17 protein-coding genes and 1 pseudogene are annotated in these 20,231 nt (G+C 64.1%); 4 read left to right on the top strand and 14 right to left on the bottom strand.

Annotated elements, in window-relative coordinates:
* Window positions 1-105: 105 nt before the first annotated feature.
* Window positions 106-1,992 carry an alkyl/aryl-sulfatase gene (locus tag FS388_RS09330; protein WP_146341167.1) on the bottom strand — a complete coding sequence of 629 codons (1,887 nt, stop codon included), beginning with the start codon at window positions 1,990-1,992 and terminating at the stop codon, window positions 106-108.
* A gap of 239 nt (window positions 1,993-2,231) precedes the next feature.
* Between FS388_RS09330 and FS388_RS09325 the strand changes: the two genes are divergently transcribed.
* Window positions 2,232-3,350 carry an NAD(P)-dependent alcohol dehydrogenase gene (locus FS388_RS09325; RefSeq protein WP_146341166.1) on the top strand — a complete coding sequence of 373 codons (1,119 nt, stop codon included), beginning with the start codon at window positions 2,232-2,234 and terminating at the stop codon, window positions 3,348-3,350.
* An 11-nt stretch (window positions 3,351-3,361) separates the two neighbouring features.
* Here the strand turns inward: FS388_RS09325 and FS388_RS09320 are convergent, their stop codons facing one another.
* The gene (locus FS388_RS09320; protein WP_146341165.1) at window positions 3,362-4,606 is read right to left on the bottom strand and encodes an MFS transporter; all 1,245 of its coding nucleotides are present in this window, start codon (window positions 4,604-4,606) and stop codon (window positions 3,362-3,364) included.
* Window positions 4,607-4,844: 238 nt separating this feature from the next.
* Between FS388_RS09320 and FS388_RS09315 the strand changes: the two genes are divergently transcribed.
* The 3 genes from FS388_RS09315 (at window position 4,845) to FS388_RS09305 (ending at window position 8,285) form a co-directional block, all read left to right on the top strand.
* Window positions 4,845-6,902, top strand: coding sequence for an acetoacetate--CoA ligase (locus FS388_RS09315; protein ID WP_210410179.1), 2,058 nt, complete (start codon window positions 4,845-4,847; stop codon window positions 6,900-6,902).
* Window positions 6,903-6,965: 63 nt separating this feature from the next.
* Window positions 6,966-7,748, top strand: coding sequence for an alpha/beta fold hydrolase (locus FS388_RS09310; protein WP_146341163.1), 783 nt, complete (start codon window positions 6,966-6,968; stop codon window positions 7,746-7,748).
* A gap of 93 nt (window positions 7,749-7,841) precedes the next feature.
* Entirely contained in the window at window positions 7,842-8,285 is a 444-nt protein-coding gene (locus FS388_RS09305; RefSeq protein ID WP_246836172.1) for a DUF3237 domain-containing protein, read from the top strand.
* 18 nt (window positions 8,286-8,303) lie between these two features.
* Here the strand turns inward: FS388_RS09305 and FS388_RS09300 are convergent, their stop codons facing one another.
* The 12 genes and pseudogenes from FS388_RS09300 to FS388_RS09245 all read right to left on the bottom strand — a co-directional run bounded on the left by FS388_RS09300 (window position 8,304) and on the right by FS388_RS09245 (window position 20,196).
* Window positions 8,304-9,662, bottom strand: coding sequence for a TRAP transporter large permease (locus FS388_RS09300; protein ID WP_146341161.1), 1,359 nt, complete (start codon window positions 9,660-9,662; stop codon window positions 8,304-8,306).
* A gap of 46 nt (window positions 9,663-9,708) precedes the next feature.
* On the bottom strand, window positions 9,709-10,287 hold the full coding sequence (locus FS388_RS09295; RefSeq protein WP_146341160.1) for a TRAP transporter small permease: 579 nt from the start codon (window positions 10,285-10,287) through the stop codon (window positions 9,709-9,711).
* Between the two features lie 73 nt (window positions 10,288-10,360).
* Complete coding sequence (dctP, locus tag FS388_RS09290; RefSeq protein WP_146341159.1) at window positions 10,361-11,476, bottom strand: TRAP transporter substrate-binding protein DctP; 1,116 nt, start codon at window positions 11,474-11,476, stop codon at window positions 10,361-10,363.
* Between the two features lie 455 nt (window positions 11,477-11,931).
* A pseudogene (locus tag FS388_RS09285) lies at window positions 11,932-12,402 on the bottom strand (ABC transporter substrate-binding protein); the annotation flags it as partial.
* A gap of 88 nt (window positions 12,403-12,490) precedes the next feature.
* Window positions 12,491-13,897: an aminomethyltransferase family protein gene (locus FS388_RS09280; protein WP_146341157.1), complete on the bottom strand. Its 1,407-nt coding sequence runs from the start codon at window positions 13,895-13,897 to the stop codon at window positions 12,491-12,493.
* A 49-nt stretch (window positions 13,898-13,946) separates the two neighbouring features.
* A complete protein-coding gene (locus FS388_RS09275; protein ID WP_146341156.1) occupies window positions 13,947-14,792 on the bottom strand; it encodes a bifunctional 5,10-methylenetetrahydrofolate dehydrogenase/5,10-methenyltetrahydrofolate cyclohydrolase in 846 nt (281 codons plus the stop codon).
* Window positions 14,793-14,817: 25 nt separating this feature from the next.
* On the bottom strand, window positions 14,818-15,696 hold the full coding sequence (purU, locus tag FS388_RS09270; RefSeq protein WP_146341963.1) for a formyltetrahydrofolate deformylase: 879 nt from the start codon (window positions 15,694-15,696) through the stop codon (window positions 14,818-14,820).
* A 93-nt stretch (window positions 15,697-15,789) separates the two neighbouring features.
* A complete protein-coding gene (locus tag FS388_RS09265; protein WP_210410178.1) occupies window positions 15,790-16,650 on the bottom strand; it encodes a methylenetetrahydrofolate reductase in 861 nt (286 codons plus the stop codon).
* 172 nt (window positions 16,651-16,822) lie between these two features.
* Window positions 16,823-17,482, bottom strand: coding sequence for a response regulator transcription factor (locus FS388_RS09260; RefSeq protein WP_146341155.1), 660 nt, complete (start codon window positions 17,480-17,482; stop codon window positions 16,823-16,825).
* Window positions 17,475-18,761, bottom strand: a complete 1,287-nt coding sequence (locus tag FS388_RS09255; RefSeq protein WP_146341154.1) for a GAF domain-containing sensor histidine kinase — start codon at window positions 18,759-18,761, stop codon at window positions 17,475-17,477. The genes FS388_RS09260 and FS388_RS09255 overlap by 8 nt, the downstream gene beginning before the upstream one ends.
* Window positions 18,762-18,778: 17 nt before the next feature.
* Complete coding sequence (locus tag FS388_RS09250) at window positions 18,779-19,474, bottom strand: 4-carboxy-4-hydroxy-2-oxoadipate aldolase/oxaloacetate decarboxylase (RefSeq protein ID WP_146341153.1); 696 nt, start codon at window positions 19,472-19,474, stop codon at window positions 18,779-18,781.
* Complete coding sequence (locus tag FS388_RS09245) at window positions 19,471-20,196, bottom strand: PIG-L deacetylase family protein (protein ID WP_146341152.1); 726 nt, start codon at window positions 20,194-20,196, stop codon at window positions 19,471-19,473. Before FS388_RS09245 ends, FS388_RS09250 begins: the two co-directional genes overlap by 4 nt.
* Between the last annotated feature and the right edge of the window lie 35 nt (window positions 20,197-20,231).

Below are 20,231 nucleotides of genomic sequence, written 5' to 3'. Positions count from 1 at the left end.
CCGCCACCAGAGAATGGGTGACGGCAGGTCGCCTCGCTTTCGACCTAAGACGATGGAACCTACGCCTGCATGCACCGGGGCGTCCGGCACCGCGGCGAATGGAGGTCAGGGAAGGACGATCTCGAAAGCCGGATCGGGCTTGTCCAGCAGAGCCACGAGATCCTGCCAGCGGCCGATCGCTCCGGAATGCTGCAGCCGACCGGCTTCGGCCAAATCCGAAGGATCGGCCAAGCCGGTGACCAATAGCCGGAGCGTGGTGATGTCGCTGGTCAGTTCAAGCTCCAGGTCAGCCCCTGGGGTCGACGTGGGGTGGTGAGTCAGCACACCGTTGGCCAGAACGATCCGGATGCGACGGGCAGAATCGTTCAGTGCCCATTCGATGACGATGCGTTCGTCCCATGACCGAGGGCCATCAACGCGTATCGCGAGGGAGTCCAACAGCTGCTCCACACTGAGTGCCTGCAGAAAGTCGGGGGACGCTGTGCTCGTCGGCGTACCGACGTTGCCGTGGCGCAGCTCGTGGGCACCGGTGAGGAAGAAGTTTCGCCAGGTTCCGTTCTCTGACCCGTAGGCCAACTGTTCAAATGTTGAAGCCTGCAGTTCGCGTGCTGCCATGTTTTGCGGATCGGCAAAGATGACATGGTTCAGTACGGTGGCCGCCCAGCGAAAATCACCGGAGGAGTGTGCTTCCTGCGCGTGGTGGAGAGCCGCCTGAGCGCCGCCCATGGCTGTGACGTATCGGATGGCCTGCTCCTCCGGGGGGTGTTCCCACAGATGGGCTGGGTTGCCATCGAACCACCCGAGATACCGCTGGTAGATGGCCTTCACGTTGTGGCTGACCGAACCGTAGTAGCCCCGCGCGTGCCAAGCCTGCTCTATGGCCGGCGGCAGTTCGATCAGATCAGCGATCTCCGCTCCAACATATCCCCTGTTCAGGAGCCGCAATGTCTGATCATGCAGGTAGGCATACACATCCCGATGCAGGCTCAGGTACTTCACGATACGTTCATTGCCCCATGTCGGCCAGTGGTGGGAGGCGAACGCCACCGTGATGTCATCGGTGAGAAGCGTGATGCTCTCGGTGAGATACCTAGCCCACTCGTGCGCGTCTCGAACCACCGCTCCCCGCAGGGTCAGCAGGTTGTGCAGCGTGTGGGAGGCGTTCTCTGCCAGGCAGACAGCACCGAGGTCCGGAAAGGTGAAGTTCATCTCGGCGGGCGCCTCGGTGTCGGGCGTCAGTTGGAATACGATCCTGACTCCGTCGACAATCTCCTGCTGACCGGTGGAGATGATCTCGGTCGTCGGCGCGATCAGACTCACTGTTCCGGTGCTGGTCGTCGCCCCCAGGCCAGCGCCGACCTGACCTTCGGGCCCTTTGGACAATGCCGCCCCGTACATGTAGCCCGCACGTCTGGTCATCGCACCACCAGCGAATACGTTCTCAGCGACGGCCTCCTTGAGGAAACCGGCTGGGGCGATCACCCTGCACCTCCCAGCATCTACCTCATCCTGCGAGATCACTCCCTTCACTCCACCGAAGTGGTCCGCGTGGGAGTGAGTGTAGATGACTGCAATCACGGGCCTATCGCCCCGATGCTGCCGATACAGGGCCAAGGCCGCAGCAGCGGTTTCGGTTGAGATCAACGGGTCGATCACAATGACCCCGGACCCACCTTCGACGAACGTGATGTTCGACAGGTCCAACCCTCGAACCTGGTAAATCCCCTCAATCACCTCGTACAGGCCGTGCATCGCCACAAGTCCGCTCTGTCGCCATAAGCTCGGGTTGACGCACGGAGGCGCTGGACCTTCCAAGAAGGTGTAGGCCTCGTTGTCCCACACCACTCGACCATCCTCGGCCCGCACTGCCGCCGGGTTCAGTCCCCCGACCCACCCACGGCGGGCGTCCGCGTAGTCCTGCTGGTCCTCGAACGGCAGACTGTTGATCAGGTCGGCGTTCTGCTGGGCGATGAATTCACTCACCTCAGGCATCAGGCACTCCAGTCGTTGCACAAGCCCCTATTCTGTGCATTTCAGTGAACCAACAGAACAGCTCTTGGCACAACCCCCTCTAGGCGCAATTCGATCAGGTTTCGCACCTTGTTCGTCGGCTCTCTAGGGCCGGGGTGCACTGCGGCTGAGGTCGCTCAACGGCCCCCTGTCCCAGCCACATCTGTTTCGCAGCACGCCATGCCTTGAAATGTGATATGAATCACATCCAAGGAGGATCAATGAAAATCCAAGCAGCAGTCGCGGAGTCCACGGGAGCACGAATCACCGTGGAGGAGCTCGAGCTCGAAGATCCAGGCCCCGGCGAAGTGCGCGTTCGCCTGGTCGCCACAGGCGTCTGCCACACGGACACCATCACGCGGGACGGCGACCTGCCGCTCCCGCTGCCCGGGGTGCTCGGACACGAGGGCGCGGGCGTCGTCGATGCCTTGGGAGCAGGGGTCGAGGGTCTCTCAGTGGGCGACCATGTCGTCATGGGATGGCCTCACTGCGGAAAATGTCGCAACTGCCTGCGTGGGGAGCCGCGCTACTGCGCCCTGCTGGGACCGGCAGTGGCGTCGGGCGCCCGGTACCGGGGTCCGCTCGAAGGCAGCAGCGGCTACCGCCGCGCCGACGGATCCCCGATCTCCGGGCACTTCTTCGGCCAATCCTCTTTCGCCACCTACTCGATCGCCGATGCGACCTCTCTCGTCCTCGTCGACAAGGACCTGGATCTGAAGCTTCTGGGTCCCCTGGCCTGCGGTTTTGCGACTGGCGCCGGGGCCGTGCTCAACACTGCTCGACCGCAGCCTGGGGAGAGCATCGTCGTCTTCGGCGCCGGGGCTGTGGGGCTTGCCGCCATCATGGCTGCACGGACGACATCGGCCGCGATTGTCATCGCTGTGGACCTGCACGACTCGCGCCTGGATCTCGCTCGCCGGTACGGTGCCACCCACGTGATCAATGCGCGTACAGAAGACGTGCTGGAGAAGATCGCGGAGCACAGCGGCGGCACCCCGGACTACGCCATCGAATGCACCGGTGTGGTCTCAGTCATCGAGCAGGCGGTGAGATGCATCGGCATGCTGGGTACGTGCATCCTGGTCGGCGGAGCTCCGGCAGGAGCCCAGTTCTCCGTCGAGCATCAGCCGGCACTCTGGGGAAAGCGGATAGTCGGCACGCTCGGGGGCAGCGGAACGAGTTCTGAGCTGATTCCGGCGCTGATCTCACTGCACCGCCTCGGACGGTTTCCCTTTGATGAGCTTCTCAGGTTCTACCCCCTTGAAGACGTCGAGACGGCCATCCAAGACAGCCTGAGCGGAGATGTCATCAAACCCGTCCTGGACATATCGCCAGCGTGATCCTCAGGCCCTCACCAGCGCTGATCGCCCTCGGGGCTGCGTGAGCGCAGGATAAGCAGGATCGGAACAGTGCAGAGGTACATAGCCGCAGCGACCGTCCAACTGAGTGTGAAATCGGTGCCCAGGTCTCGCAGCCACCCCACAGTCAGCGGGCCGAGCGCGAACCCGGCGTACATCCCCATCGACGTGACTCCAGAGGCTCGACCGACCCTGCCGGGCGGTGCGGCACGCATCACGGCCGCGTTGATGATGACGTTCGCTCCCAGGGCGGTGGCTCCGTGGACGATCGCAGCTGCCCACACGAGCGCGGCGAAGCCGCCCAGCTGTGCCGCGAGCAGGAATCCCATACTGACCAGGGACCCGCCGACGATCCCCAGCAGCAGGGACGAGGGCCGGTGCCCCGCACCGATCCTGCGGGCCCACCAGACGCGGGCGAACATCCCGATCGCACCGCTTACCGTGATGGTCAGCCCGCCGGCCACCAGCGAGAACTCCAGCTGCTCCACGGCGAAGAGGGGAATGTAGACATTCAGCGCCTGCAGGCTGAAGGCGAAGAGGACAGAGAACAGGGTCAGCAGCGCGACCACTGAAGACTTCTCTGCCGCAGGAGCGGGGCCGTCCGAGGCCTGACTGACAGGCTCCCGGACTGATGGTGCCGATGTCTCCGAATCCACTTCGCGCGGGTGATAGTGCCGACGCAGCACCCAGAAGCCGTAGATGTTCAGCGTCACCACCAGCGCCACCCCACCCAGAGCGGCTCCGGTCCACCCCAGCCAGACAGCCATCACGGGGAAGAAGGCACCGGCGGAGAGCTGCGCTATGGGCACGCCGGACTGCTTCATCCCTATCCAGCTGGCCCGCTGCGCCGGAGGAACCGCTTCGAGCAGCATCCGGTTGGTGGTGGAATTGGAAATTGCTTGGCTGGCCCCCGCCAACACCGCCACCACACAGATCAGCAGGTAGCTGGTGGTCAGCGCGGCGACCAGCAGCGAAAGCGCCACCCCGCCGAAGTTGAGCAGCAGCTGCCACCTCAGTGAGACCACATCGGTCCAGCGGCCCAGCGGCCGCGCCGCCACGGCTGCCGACCCGAAGACGAGGGTCGCCACCAGACCCAGCTGACCGGCTGTGATCTCGAAGCGCTCGACCACTGCCGCCGAGGTGGAGGACAGCGTCAGCATGAAGAGCGGGCCGGCTCCCATGAGACCCGCCAGCACACCCAGCAGATGCAATGAGGGTTTGGACGTGGGACTGCTCACCGGGTGAGCCTATCCCCGTCACAGCCGAGGCGGGCACGGAACCTCCTGCACCCTCAGGCGTGTACGGCTGCGTCCCCGCCCACTGCCCGACCTCTTCCGCCGCGTGAAATGGATAGGGAGAACAGCGTCGCCATGTGCCACCGTTGGAGAAGGTGAAGACCCACGAGCCCACCACATGGATCGGGGCGTGCACACAGTGCGGCAGAAACCGCCGCTTCAAGCCCGATGGGAGCAGTCATTGACGTCTGAGAGGAACAGGTCAGCAGACGGGTTCTCGACCGCCGGCTCCCCCCGACCGCCTGTCATGTGGGCGCCGACGGAGGAGTTTCGCACCAGCACCCGCATGTGGGACTTCATGCGATGGGTCGGCCGCACCCGAGGCGTCGCTCTCACCGACTACCGGGACCTGTGGCGATGGTCTGTCACCGAGCTGTCAGATTTCTGGGCAGCCGTCGCTGAGTACTTCGAGCTGATAGGTGACGGCCTCCACGGACCGGCACTGGCAGAGGAGCGCATGCCAGGAGCCCTCTGGTACCCCGGGGCGCGCCTGAACTACGCCGAAAACGTCCTGCGTCACGCCGCCGACCCCGCCATGGCGGACACCACGGCAGTGCTCCGCATAGAGGAGGACAACGCCACGCAGACACTCACGTGGCGGGAACTGGAGGCGAAAGTTGCTTCCTTCGCCGCCCAACTGCGCGAACAGGGCGTGCGCCCCGGAGATCGAGTGGCCGCCGTGCTGCCCAACGTCCCGGAGGCCCTCATCGGGCTGCTGGCGACCGCTTCCATCGGGGCGATGTGGACCATCAGCTCACCAGACCTCTCCCCAGCCGCGACGCTGGACCGAGTCCGGCAGCTTGAGCCCACCGTCTTCATCGGAAGCGACGGCTACCGCTTCAACGGCAAAGAGTTCGACCAGCTGGAACACATGGAAGACGTCCTCGCAGGGCTGCCCACCGTCGAGCACGTGATCATCGTTCGCACCCTTGATCCCAGTGCGAATCTGACAGCCGGCCGCCTGGCGTTCGACGAGATGACGGCCCGTACCGTGGCGCCCTCCTACGAGCGGCTGCCCTTCGACCACCCCCTGTGGGTGCTCTTCTCCTCTGGCACGACCGGCCAGCCCAAGGGCATCATCCACGGCCACGGGGGCATGCTCCTCGAGGCGTGCAAAGGTACGGGTCTGAACCAGAACATGGGCCCAGGCGACCTCTACTATGTGGCTGCCAACACCTCGTGGATGGTGTGGAACACCTTGGTCAACAACATGGCCTCCGGCGCGGCGGTGGTCACCTACGCCGGGTCTCCCACCTACGGCCGCAAGGACCGGCAGTTCGAGGTGCTGGCAGCAACCGGCGCCACAATGTTCGGCGTGGGCGCCGCCTACCTCACCCTCGTCGAGCAGACAGGGCTGGAACCAGGCAGGGACTGGGATCTGTCCCAGCTGACGTCGATACTCTCCACCGGCTCCCCTCTCCCGAACTCCACCTGGGCATGGGTTCACCGCTCGGTCAAGGCCGATGTCCATCTGGGCTCAGACACCGGCGGAACTGATATCTGCAGCGGATTCATCGGCTCGAACCCGCTGGAACCGGTCCACCTCGGAGAGCTTCAGGGCCCCTTGCTCGGCGTGGCAGTGCAGGCCTGGGACGACGACGGCGGACGAGTCATCGGCGATGTGGGTGAGATGGTGATCACTCGCCCCATGCCGTCCATGCCGGTCCGGTTCTGGGACGACCCGGACGCTTCGAAGTACATGGCGGCCTATTTCGAGAAATACCACGGAGTGTGGTGCCAGGGCGACTGGATTTCGGAGAAGCCCGAGGGCACTTTCGTCGTTCACGGCCGCTCCGACGCGACCCTGAACCGTCAGGGGGTCCGGCTGGGGTCCGCTGACATCTACGGAGCGTTGGAAGGCATCGACGAGATTGAAGATGCACTGGTGGTGGGAGCGGAGCAGCCCGACGGTGGGTACTACATGCCGATGTTCGTGGTGCTCCGCGGGGAGGCGCAACTCACCGAGGACCTCATCGAGCGGATGAAGCGACAGATCAGGAGCCGCACGTCCGCGCGTCACGTTCCGGACGAGATCATCAGCGCTCCCGCGATTCCCAAGACCCACTCCAACAAGCGTGTGGAAGTCCCGATCAAGAAGCTGTTCGCGGGCACAGCGCCCGAGCGCGCCGTGAACCCAGCGTCGCTGGCCAATCCTGAGTCAATGCAGTGGTTCATTGACTTCGCTGAACGGTTCCATCGCGCCAGAGAGGCGCACACTCAGCCCGCACCCCCGTCCTAGACGGGGAAGCTCGCCCCGACTTTGACGGGCCGTACGTGCGGAGCCCGGCCGTACGATGGTCTGATGAGTCTTCACCACGTAAGGCGAGGCGCCGGAAGCCCATTGCTGCTGGTGCACGGCCTCGGCGCAGGCCTGCAGTCCTGGGATCCCATCATCGACGAGCTGGCAGCGAAGCGGGAGGTCATCGCGGTCGACCTGCCCGGATTCGGGCAGACGCCGCCCCTGTCCGGCGACGTGTCCATCGCCGCGCTCACCGATTCCGTCGCGCAGTTCATCAGTGAGCAGGGTCTGGAGGGCGTTGCCACTGCGGGACAGTCGATGGGTGGACGAATCGTCCTTGAGCTCGCCAGACGCGGGGGCGGCGGTGACACGGTGTCGCTCGCCCCCGGAGGGTTCTGGAGCGACCGCGAACTCGCGGTCTTCGGCTACACCCTTCGTCCCTCCATCGCCCTCGTTCGCGCCTTGCGCACTCGCCTACCGGCACTGTTGGGAAACCCTGTGAGTCGCAGCGCACTGCTCGCGCAGCTTTCGGCCCGGCCGTGGTCCCTGACACCGCAGACTGTGCTTCCCGACCTGCTCGGGTTGGCTGACAGTCCAGCGACAGACCCGGCCATGGACGCACTCACGAAGGGGCCCAAGCAGCAGGGCGCACCGTTGGGATCAGTTCCCGGTCGCGTCACTATCGGGTGGGGGCGTCGGGACCTCGTCACCGTTCCCCGGCAGGCTCACCGGGCCGCAGATGCGTTCCCCGACGCGGCCCTGCACTGGTTCCCCCGGTGCGGGCACTTCCCGCAGTGGGACGCGCCTCATGAGGCAGCAGAGCTCATCCTCACGGGTACTCACTGATAGGCGCTCGAATGCCCTCCGCCCCCGCGACATCCACACAGAAGGAGAATCATGAAACCAGCATCTCGTCATGACCTGCCCAGCTCGTTGGAGATGGAGTACCTGACCTGCCTCGAAATCAACGTTGACCACCCCATTGAGGTCGGCAATACACACGCGGGTAGGCGAAGAGTGGTTCCCATCCTCGGCGGCACGGCACAAGGACCAGCACTGAACGGGACGGTTCTGCCTGCCGGCGCGGACTTTCAAGTCATTCGATCGCCGACGGTTTCAGACCTCGATGCCCGCTACATCATTGAGGCCGACAGCGGCGAGCGAATCTTCGTGTCCAACCTGGCGTATCGCACCGGTTCGGCTGAAGACATCGCAGCCTTGGCACAAGGCACTCCCGTGCCTCCGGAAAGAATCTACTTCCGCTGCTCTCCCAGGTTCGAAGTCGCGGGCGAGGATCTCAAGTGGCTTGAGTCGACAGTAGTTGTGGGGGCCGGCGTGCGAACACCGACCGCGGTCCTGATCAACCTCTGGTCGGTTCTCTAGCACCGCATCTCATGCCCACTAATTCACGAGCGAGGGCAGCCATAGAACGAGGTCTGGAAAAGCGAAGAATACGACGATGAGCGCTATTTCTATAGCGACGAAGGGCCATACACCCTTAAACACCTCAGACGTCTTTATATCTGCGGCACCCGAGACTACAAAGCAGTTGATGCCTATTGGGGGTGTGACCATGCCGATCTCGATGAGCTTAACGATCAGAATCCCAAGCCAGATCCCGTCGAACCCCATGGTCGTCGCCACCGGATAGATGAGCGGCACGGTGATGACCAGAATCGAAATGGACTCGAGAGCCATGCCCAGGGGAATGAGAAGCGCCAGCAGAAGGGCAAGGATGAGCCAGTCAGGAAGGTCCAGTGAGGTGAGCGAACCGGCAACCGACTGCGGGACGCCTGCCACCACGAAGAAGAGCGAGAGGATGGCGGATCCGACAATGATGGCGAATACCATGCTTGTCGTCTTAGCCGTCTCTTTCAGCGCCTCTGTGATCTGAACTCCGATGGCGCGAAGGCCGTCGCGACGGTACTCGAGCGCCACCATGAGAAGCGCGAACAGCGCACCAATGGCGGCTGACTCGGTGGCGGTGAAGATGCCCGAATAGATGCCGCCCATAATGATGGCGAAGATGATGGCAAGCCGAAAGATGCCTCGCAGCGGCAGCCGGTCTGACGCTGCACGAGCTTTCGCATCGGACACCGCGCCGTCCAGGCCAGCGTGGAGGTCATCGCCCGAGGCGCTCACCGGCACGAGCTTCATCTTTCGAGTTCTCACCAGAATGTACGCCGCATAGGCGACCGCCGAGAGCACACCGGGCACGATTCCTGCCGCAAGCATTCTGCCGATCGATTCGCCGGTGAGAATCGCATACAGGACCAGGAACAGACTCGGGGGGATCATGGCCCCCAACGTTCCAGCGACGGCTACGAGCGCGCCCGCCAGACTGACGGGGTAGCCAGCCCGTCGCATCTCCCCAATGGAGAGCTTCGACATGGTCGCAGCGGTGCCTATGCTCGACCCGGAGACGGCTGCGAACCCGGCGCAAGCCGCCACCGTGGAGATGCCCAAGCCGCCTGGCAGGACACGGAACGCGCGTCGAGCAACCGCAAAGACCTGCTCCGCGATCCTCGCTCTGACCGCAAAGACCCCGAGAAGGATGAACATGGGGATGATCGTCAGGGAGAAGGTCGAGGTCTGCTCGAACGCACTGGATGCCAGCGTGCTGGTCACGAAGTCTGAGTCGCGCAGCAGAAGGAGGCCGGCACCTCCAGATATGGCCAGCGCGATCCAGACGGGCATACGGGACAGCAGCAGGGCTATGAGCAGAACGATGACCAGGAGGACGACTAGGTTGTCGCTCATTGGCTCGCCTCCCCATGGCCAGTCGCTGCGGCTGCACTGAAACGCGTCATGAGCCCGCTTCCTCCCTCGTGGAGAGTTCGTCGTCTTCCCGGAAGTCCTCAGCCTCGCCGAGGAGCGGTTCGTTGCGGAAGGATAGGTAGGTATTGACCAGTGAGATCATCAGGAAGGCCACAAAGCCGACCACGAGAAGCCAGCGGGACGGCCAGACAGGCCACTCCATCAAACCATGGGTCACTTCGCTCGCTGCGGTGCTTGCCGACGCGCGCTCGAAGCTTGCATAGATGAACCACACGACCATCGCGGAGACCGCCAACCACACTGTCCCAGCGAGCCTGCGCGCGACGGGCAGCGGGAGCTTGTCCGTCATGAGGTCCACGGCGACGTGCGCGTTGGTGGCTCCGGTGTAGGCGAGTCCCAAGAAGACTGTGGCGACAAGTGCACTCTCACTCATTTCCAGCAGGCCTGGAACCGACCTGCCCGCCACGTTCCTCGACACGACGTCCACTGTGACTGCGACCATGATCGCGATCGTGGAGAGAGACGCCAACGCACCGAGCGGTGCCGCGAGCCTCAACGCCAGCCGCCGCAGAAGACCTGAGAGCTTATTGGGAGGCACGTGAGACATATCTGACCTTCTTCGCTCCTCGGTGCAGAGCGTTCACGACGCCCTGCACCGATTTGGGCAATGGAATTTCGGCTCAGCGGTCAGCGCATGCGGCCGTCGGGTCCTCGCTCACTTCGCCTTCGTAGGAATCGAGCTTGTCCTTATACGCCGACAGATACTCGTCGGCGTTGCTGAGACCGTTGCCTTCGGCATCCTCAACCCACCGCTCCTCGAGGCTGTCGCCCAGCTCGTCGCTCCACGTTTGGGTGTCGGCCTCGTCCCACTGCCGGAGGTCACCGATAGTGTCCAGGAGCATGTCGCACTGCTCCAGAGTGACCTCGTTGAAGATCGCGGACGCCTGCTCGCGGTTGAACTCCTCCGTCACCTCGTCCACCACCTCACGAAGGTCCTCGGGCAGGTCGGTATAGACGTCGTGATTCATCCACATGCCGATGGTCGTGTAGGCGCCGATGCCGGGATCGCTCCAGTCTGAGAGCACGTCTTTGAGCTGGAAGGCGATCGTTCCGTCGAGGGGGGACCCCGATGCGTCCGCCACCCCACGCTCGAGCGCTTCGTAGGTCTCCGGCGCCGTGAGCGACACTGAACTCGCTCCCGCAGCGTCTACCGCCTGCTCGGCATACTGCCCAGCCATGCGCAGACGCAGTCCCTCCAGATCCTCGATCGACGACAGCTCCTCCTGCCCGCCGAGGAGAAGCCGGCCGGGGGAAACGTGCGCGATGGGATGCAGCCCGTTCTCTTCCCAAAGCTGCTGTGACCCTTCGTGCTCGGTGCTGAGCTCATAGATCACCCGAGTGATCGCTTCGCCGTTGAGGCTCAGGAAAGGGATGCTCGTGATCGACGCCTGGGGGAAGAGCTGCGGACTGTAGTCCGTCACCGTCTGTCCCACGTCAGCGCGCCCGTCGCGCACGCACTCAGCAATCTCGGCTGCGCTGCAGAGCGAACCCGCGGCATCAATGTTGAAGGTGAGACGCCCCTCGCTGCGCTCTTCGATCTCCTCGTACCACCAGTTGCCCATCTCCTCCGAGACGGAATCGGGCGTCGCCCACGAGGCCACGTTCAGCTGAACCGACTCAGCTTCGGCATCACCTTCTCCCCCGCAGGCTGCAAGTCCCAGCAACATCCCAGTGAGCCCGATGGCCGCTGCACTTCTGCGGGCCGCGACGCTTGGCTTCTTAACGTTCTTGAACACGTTTTCCCCTTTTTGTCACTCTTCCTTGAATGACCGGTCTGGAACACAGATTCCCTAAGCCCTAAAATGAGTCACTGGTGCCGTATGAGCCGCTTATAAGTTCTAGGTATAAAGATATACATCACTTTGATAAGAATAAAATTCTACCCACAGTGTGTCAAGGATCACACCCAATGAATGGCACCGTACGCTGACAGGAACGTGGGTACGCCTCGGAAGCCAGGAATAAGGGGCCGGGAAGAGCGTCTGGATCGAACCGTTCAAAGGGACTGCCTGACCTGAACCCTTCGGAACCATCCTCGGCAGACTGCCGCCACGCACCCCGATAGCGCACCGCATGGGCCCGTCCCCTTCAAGTCGGCCCCATCGCGGCCACGGAGCTGCGTCACTTTGAAAGGGCTTCGGCCGGTGCTCGCCCCACTCTGCTCTGCCCAGCGTGCCGCCTGAGCCCTCGCTTACTCCACGTCCTCCCGGTCGACTATGACAGTGTCCAGATCAGGCATCTCGTCAATGAAGCCGTAATCGACCATCAGCTCACCCATGTCTTCGAGAGGCTCCCGACGGATCGCACCATCGAACTCCTCCATGTTCACCTGAGCAGCTGCTTCTTCGTCCATATCCAAGAAGTTGGAGAGAGCCTCTGCGGTGCCCTCGGGGTCGCTCTGAGCGGCCTCAATAATCGTGAGATCGCCCTGCCCGCTCAGAACATTCACCGCAACGGACTGACCCTCAAGGTCACTCCACGTTTCCAGTTCAGAGTCCTCACGCACCACCACGGCATTGATGTCTTGACCTTCGGTCAGGGAGTGGGACCGCCCCGAAACGATGCGCATGTCCAACCCCTGCTCGACTGCCACGAGCAGGGACAGCGGATGGCCTGTCGCGAAGTCCATGTCCCCGGTTTGGACTGCAGGCAGCATTGCTGCGCCGCCCTCACCGGGGACCGGTGTTCACATCCAGGCCGCGCTCTCCGGTGGCCCGGTGGTAGTCGGCTCGGCGCCTCGCGGCTTAGGCCTACACAGCCTTCTTGCGCCATCCGCCGTCGGTGTAGGTCTGGCGCACCACCTCGGAGTAGGGCACCGGGCTCACATCGGCGTTGGCGGCGTACTGGCGGTGCGGCTCGACGGAGGACTTGGCTGTGCCGCCGTCGGGCTCGCCCCAGAGCACCTGGACCTGGGAGCCGATCTCCACCGAGGGGTCGACGATGGCCAGTGAGAGCGCACGCTTCTCATTCCAGCTGTACCCGGTGAACATGGACAGTCCCACCGTTGCACCTGACTCATCGAGAACTGCGTCGAAGTTCGATGCGCCGTAGTTCGCGTTCGGCAGGTCGAAGAACTTATACGGTGGCAGGTCCTTCTGATACATGGAGGCGTTGATGGTGGCGACATCGTCGCCGTCCCATGCGAGGGTCACCTTCTTGCGCTGGGCCTCCGGGTCCATCTTCTTCAGCGCGTCAGCGCCGATGAAGTCGTGGTCGTGCTTGATGAAGGCCCCGTAGCCCAGCTCCCAAGGAGTGGTGTAGTAGCCCTCGATGGAGTCCGGCACGTAGGACCCTGCCACCGCCGAGTTGGCCTCGTAGCTGTCAGCGCCCAGCCACTTGCGGTAGTCCGCGAGCTCGTCCCCCGAGTAGATGCCCGGAAGCGGGGAGGGGATCCAGCCGGACTCCAGTGTGTTGCAGGAGTATGCCCGGGCCCCAGCCGGCTCAAGTCCGAACTCAGCGCCGGCTTCGAGGATGGTCTCGCGGATGAAGTCGTAGTCCTCGTACGGTCCCCAGAGCTCCAGCCCGGGGGCGCCCGCCATACCGTGGCGCAGCGTCCGGACCTGCTTTCCGCCTACGTTCATCGATGACATGTTGAAGAACTTCAGCTTCTCCAGGGGCCCGCCGTGCAGCTTCTCGATGACGCTCCAGGCGTTGGGGCCCTGAATCTGCAGGCGCCATTCCTCGCGGGTGACCTTCTTGCCCATCGGACGGGATGGCGAACGACGATCGATCGTCAGCTCGACGTTGTAGTCGCCTGTCTCGGCGTGGAACATCAGCCAGTTGGCGGCAGGGCTGCGGCCGACGTACACGAACCTCTCCTCCGCCTCACGGAACAGAATGCCGTCGCCGATGACGTGGCCGTAGGGGGTCACTGGCACGTACTGCTTCGCCTTGTTGACGGGGAAGTTCGCCACCGAGTTGATCGCAGTGTCAGAGATCAGCTTCAGCGCATCGGGCCCCTCGATGTAGAGGTTGTCCATGTGGTGGGTCTGGTCGAAGAGCACAGCGCTCTCTCGCCACGCCTGGACCTCGTTGCGCCAGTTGGTGAACTCGGCCGCCACCACCGGGTAGACGTAGGCGCCCACCTGGACGTTGCGCAGGTGGTTGACGACGTCGCCGGATGCGTCCAGGACGTCCTGCAGGGACTTGGTCGACATGTTCATGTTCCTCTCGTTGAGACAGATTCATCGGGTTCGGCAGAAGGCGTCAGGTCAGGCCATGACGATGCCGATGGGCTTGGACGGTCTGCTCCAGCAGACAGGCGATGGTCATCGGACCCACCCCGCCCGGGACCGGGGTGATCCAGCTGGCGCGTTCGGAGGCGGCCTCGAACTCGACATCGCCGGTGTTGTCCGCATATCCGGCATCAGCCACGACCGCCCCCTCCTTGATCCATTCGCCTCTGATCAGATGGGGGCGGCCCGCTGCGGCGACGACGATGTCGGCCCGTGAGACGGCCGCCTGCAGGTCTGGGGTCTTTGAGTGGCAGTACGTGACGGTGGCATCGTCTGCCAGCAGCAGCAGTCCCATCGGAATGCCGAGGATCCTGCTGCGCCCCACGACCACCGCCTCCTTGCCGGCACGTTCGATCCCGTAGTGATCGAAGAGGCGCATGATTCCGCCCGGTGTGGCAGAGCGGAAGCCCTGCTCAGCGAACGCCATCGACGCCAGCGATCCGGGGGTCACGCCGTCGACGTCCTTCGCCGGATCGATCGCGCCGAACACCTGGGCCTCGTCGACCTGGGACGGAGCCGGGTGCTGGACCAGGATTCCGTCGACATCGTCGTCCTCGGACAGGGCCCTGACCTCTGCGACGACCTGCTCGGTGGTCGACGCTGCGTCCAGAGTGATCTGCCGCGGCTCGATGCCTGCCTTGCGGCTGCGGTCGACCTTCATGCGCACGTAGGTGTGCGAGGCCGGATCATCGCCGACGATGACGGTGGCCAGAACCGGAGCCTTGCCGGTCTCTGCCTTGAGCTGCTGGACCTGGTCACCGAGGTCTTCGACGATGGCACGTGCCGTCGCGCGGCCGTCGAGGATCTGAGCGGACATATATTGCCTCCTTCGAACTCGTGGGTCAGAAGACGATCGTGGCGTTGCCGTCTCGCAGCACCCGATCCTCACAGTGAGCTTCGACCGCCGTGGACAGGACGCGGCGCTCCACATCGGCGCCGCGGCGCTGCAGGTCATCCGCAGTCTCCTGATGAGTGACGCTGATGACGTCCTGGGCGATGATCGGACCCTCGTCGAGGTCCTTGGTGACGTAGTGCGCCGTCGCCCCGATGAGCTTCACGCCGCGCTCCTTGGCTTTGCGGTACGGGCCCGCACCGATGAAGGCGGGGAGGAAGGAATGGTGGATATTGATGATCGGCACGCCCACTCGGTTGATGAAGTCCTCGGTGAGGACCTGCATATAGCGCGCCAGCACCACCAGGTCCACGTTGTCCTGCAGAAGCTCCAAGTGCCGGGCCTCAGCCTCTTCGCGCCTGCCCTTCTCCACCGGCACATAGAAGTAGGGGATTCCGAACGCGCGGACGTCATCGCTGAGGTCAGGGTGGTTGGAGACCACCATGGTGATGATGACCGGAAGCTCCCCGCGCCGCTGACGCCACAGCAGGTCCAGCAGGCAGTGATCCGACTTGGAGGCGAAGACGGCCACCCGTTTGAGCCTCTTGGCTTCGACCAGCTGCCACTCCATCCCGAATTCGCTGAGCACCTCTCCGAGCCTGGTGCGGAGATCCTCGACAACGGCGGAGAGGTTCGGCAGTGAGAACAGGGTGCGCTGGAAGAACCTCCCACCCTCCGGGTCGGAGGTGTGCTGGTCCAGGGACGCGATATTGGCGCCGAAATCGGCCAGCGTGCCGGTGATCGCTCTGACGATGCCCGGACGGTCAGTGCCCTGCACGATCAGCCGCGCCGTGTTCTCCTGCTGGGGGTCGGCGACGGTGCTGTCCATCGATGCGGGGGCTGAGCTGCTCTCGGGTCTGGAAGTGAGTGTCTCCACTGGAACTCCTGTCACGTGGGGGGTCAGTCGTCAATAGGGGTGGGGCTACCGTGTTTGGGCGATCAGATCTCGTCGCCACTGCTCCGCCGCCGCGAGGTCGTTGAAGGTGAAGATGTGCAGGCCGGCAATGTTGGCCTCAGAACCTGCCAGGTTCTGGACCAGGCCGCGGAGAAGTTTGGTGGGCTTGTATCCGCTGGGGCTGAAGAACTTCCAAAGCATGTTCTGCTGCTTCTTCAGGAAGCTCGCCGACTGGCCGAGTCCGAGGCTCGCGGAGATGCGCATCAGCTTCTGACGACTGACCGGTCCGGGCATGCCTGCGTAGATGGGGAGGTCCACGCCTTCGCTGCGAACACGTTCGCCCCACGTGAGGAACGTGTCGGCGCTGAAGCAGATCTGGGTGAGGATCCGGTCGGCATAGGGGGCCTTGTCCCGCAGGGCCTGGTCGATGTCCTCGGTCGGGAAGAAGGCATGACCTTCGGGATACCCGCCGATGCCGATGTTCTCGAAGTGGTGCCCGCGCCGCTCGAGGGCCTTCAGCAGGTCGAGAGCTCCATGGAACTCGCCTGCGGACTCCTCGGCGTCTCCAGCAATGATGAAGACCCGCCTGATCTCAGCGGACTCCAGACGGGTGACGATCCGATCGAGCTCCTCCGCCCCTGTGACCAGCCGAGCCGGGAGGTGCGGGGCCACCGTGTACCCCTGCTGATGGAGGAGGATCGCGAGCTCAAGAGTCGGCTCCAGTCCCTTGCCCCCTGTCGCCGTGACGGTGAGGGGGACGTCGGTGGGCACTTCGGCGAGAACCTTGTCCTTCGCCGACTTGAACGGCATGATCTCGTAGCCGATGTGACTCAGAAGCTTGGCGAGAGCCTGCTTCTCCGCGTCAGTGGCTGCTATGGGTTTGGCCATGGGCGATCTCCTAGAGTTCGAGCTTTAGCGGCGATCACTGCTGCCCGTCGGGTCCGTGACCTGCTTCACAGCAACTCTAAGATGTGACGCAGCTAACTCCGTAGGGTATTAGGCCTGACTTCTTCCGAGACGTATGTCTCGCACTGCGCCTTCGGCGTCGGCCTCGGCGCGCTCAGGCTGGAGGCGCGACCAGCCCGGCGTTGACCGCTACCAGGGCCGCCTGGGTCCGGGAGCTCAGGTTCAGCTTGCCGAGCATGTTGGACACATGCGTGCGCGCCGTACGCTCAGAGATGTACAGCTCCTTGGCGATCTCCCTGTTGGAGCGCCCCTCCCCCACGAGGGTCAGCACAGTCCTCTCCCGCTGAGTCAGCGAGGAGATGCCGCTGGCAGGAGAGCCCATGATCTGGGTGAGCTTCTTCGCCATGGCCGTGTCGATGAAGACCTCGTTCCGAGCCGCAGCGCGGATCGCCGAGGCGACCTCCAGCGGCCCAGCGTCCTTGAGCAGGTAGCCGACCGCGCCGAGCTGCATCACGGTGTTCAGCCGCTCCGTCTCGCCGAAGCTGGTCAGCACCACCACCTTGACAGAGGGGAACTGCTGGCGCATCGCCTTCATGGCGGTCACGCCGTCCATGCGCGGCATGACCAGGTCCAGCAGCACGACGTCCGGCAGCCGTCCGCTCCGCTCCAGCTGGGCGAGCTGGTCCAGCGCATCCTGACCGTCCGCAGCCTCCCCCCGAGACTCGATGTCATCGAGCACATCAACATAGGCGGAGATCCCGCGCCGGGCGACGGCATGATCATCCACGATGAGAACGGTCAGCGGCTCAGTCATAGAGGTCTTCGTCCTGTCTCTCTGAGGTGCGGGGCGCCTCATCATCGGTGAAGCTGAGAGTCCGGAAGGGAATCTCAGCACGCACTGCGGTGCCGGCACCCCCTCGGCCTGACTCTATAGTCAGCTCACCCCGCCAGCGCGTCACTCGCTGGCGCATAAAGCTCAGCCCATGGCCCTCCTGCGGATCCGCAGGCACCACGGAGCTCCCGGGCTGACTGCCGTTGTCGCGGACGCACAGCTGCACTGTGCCGGCCTCGTCCAGCTCCAGGGTCACGGTGATGAGATCCGCCGAGGAGTGCTTGACCGCATTGTGCACCGCCTCTGCGATGACGTGATAGAGGTCCTCGGCAAAATCCCCCTCGACGTCATCTGCGATCCCCCCGATGCTGGTGCGGAAACGGACTCCGGTCTGGCGGTGAGTGGCTGCTTCGAGCTCCCTCAGCGCGTGGCGCAGTCCGGTCCCGGATGTCGCGGAAGGACGAAGCTGGGCAACCAGACCCCGCAGGTCCTTGAGCACTGATCCGGTGATGTCCTGCAGGTCAGCGGTGATCTCGCGGATCCGGTCCAGGCTCTCCGGGCGGCCGTCCTCGCCGAGCACCTTGAGGGTCTGCGTCAGCATCCCCATGGAGAACACCTGCTGAACCACAGAATCATGAAGGTCTTGGGCGAGGCGCTGCCGCTCTTCGCGCTGGGCTGCGGATCTCTCCTGCTCCAGGAGCGAGGCGTAGTCGATGGCCAGGCCGGCCTGCTCAGCCATCGCGGTGAGAAACTCGAGGCCCTCCTCATCAATCTCCTTGCCCGGGGAGACGAACGCGTTGAGCACGCCGATGGTGGACTGGCGGACTTTGATGGGCACCGAAGCGAAGGCGTCCCACTCGGGGTGGCGGTGATACTCGTGAAGCGGCCCCCAGGCCGGGTTGCTCATCACCGCCTGATATCGATGGGGGATCACCACCCGCTCGCCGCTGTGGAACACATCCAGCATGCGCAGGTCGGCGCCCAGGCGCTGGCACTCCATCAGTCGGGAGAAGAAGTCGCTGCTCTGGGAGGCGGGGAAGCCGGCGATGCCCAGCATGTGGAGCTTCTCCCCCGGGTGGAGATTCGTGAGAACCTGCACCCCGGCCAGCCCGTCGGTCTGCAGGATCTCGTGGGCCAGTGCGCGCAGAGTCGCGGGCAGGGAACGCTCTGAGGCCACCCGTGCAGCAGTGCGGGCGACGGCCGAGGCGCGCCGCTCTCGGCGCCGCACCGCTTCGGAATCACCATGCGGGTCGGGCGACATCAGCTCACCCCCCTTGGTCAGTCTTCCTCGGCGTCGACGTACTCGATGCCCAATTCTTCCAGCTTCGGGCGCAGGCCGTAGAGGTCTAGCCCGAGAACGCCGCCGATGAACTGCTCACGCTTCTCCGCCTCGTTGTCCGCGCGGCTCTGGGCCTTCGCCGCAACGGCGCCGGCCTCATCGCGGGGCACGACGACGACGCCGTCGTCATCGGCGACGACAGCATCCCCCGGGCGGACCGTGACGCCGGGCAGCTGCACCGGAACGTTCACCGAACCGGGGTTGAGCTTATTGGTGCCTTGGGAGTGCACGGCCTTGGACCATGCGGGGAAGCCCATCTCTGTGAGATCTGCGACGTCACGGACTCCGGCGTCGATGATCAGGCCCCGCGTGCCGCGAGCCTTGAGCGCAGCGGCGAAGAGATCTCCGAACATTCCGTCGGTGGACCCTGAGCTGAGAGCGACCACCAAGACATCGCCCTCCCCGCACTGCTCCACAGCCGCGTGGATCATCAGATTGTCCCCCGGGTGACTCAGGACGGTCACGGCACGACCAGCGATGCGTGCCCCGGGGTAGATCGGACGCAGCACCGGATCCGCCAGACCTCGCTTGCCCATCGCCTCGTGGACAGTGGCGACGCCGAGCCTGCCGAACGTCTCAAGCGCAGCGGGGTCAGGGGGCCGTATGGAGCGGGTCCGGACGATCCTGTGATTCATACGAGCTCTCCTCCCACTACGGGGAAGAGGCGGGCGTGCGCCTCGGCGTGAGTGATGGACTTCGACCCACCGTTGCGCACCGCCTGAACTCCCCGGCGCACCGCCAGGTCTGTGTAGTACTCGATCAGATGGCTCTGGGCCCCCATGCACTCCATCGCCCGGCGCTTGAGGTCGAAGACGTCCGTGATGTCCAGCAGCAGATCCACCGAGAAGCCGCACATCTCGGGCTGGTGGGGCTCGAACATCAGAACCTGCGGCGCCCCGATGGGCGGGTTCTCGGTCTGATGGCCCATCGCCTGCGCCACCATGCGGGCACGCAGCAGAACCTCGTGAGCCATGTTGTGATCACGGTTGTACGGGTCCTGCGCCACGTGCGTCAGGATGGTGTTCGGCTGGTACTGACGCAGCAGGTCGACCACAGTGTCGAATGCTGACTCGTCAACGGACAGGGGGTAGTCGCCGAGGTCCAGGAAGTCTGTGCTGGCACCGAGGATCTCAGCCGCAGAGGAGGCTTCCTCACGACGCACCCGACGCACTGTGTCCATGGTCATGCCCTCTTGGCGCCACAGCCCCTGCGATTCGCCGCGCTCGCCGAAGCTCAGACAGATGACGTGCACGTCGTCCCCTCTGGCCGCCGATTTCGCGATGGCTCCTCCTGCGCGCCAGACAAAATCGCCGGAATGGGCGCTGAAGACTACGACTGAGTTCTTCTCCTGTGCCATGGATCGGTTACCGCCTTTGCAGTTCGGATAGTTGG

It is taken from the genome of Nesterenkonia sp. NBAIMH1 (assembly GCF_007922635.1).
Taxonomy (GTDB): Bacteria; Actinomycetota; Actinomycetes; order Actinomycetales; family Micrococcaceae; genus Nesterenkonia; species Nesterenkonia pannonica.
Note: the sequence above shows the minus strand (reverse complement) of the source record. Positions and strands in the feature narration are given on the sequence as shown.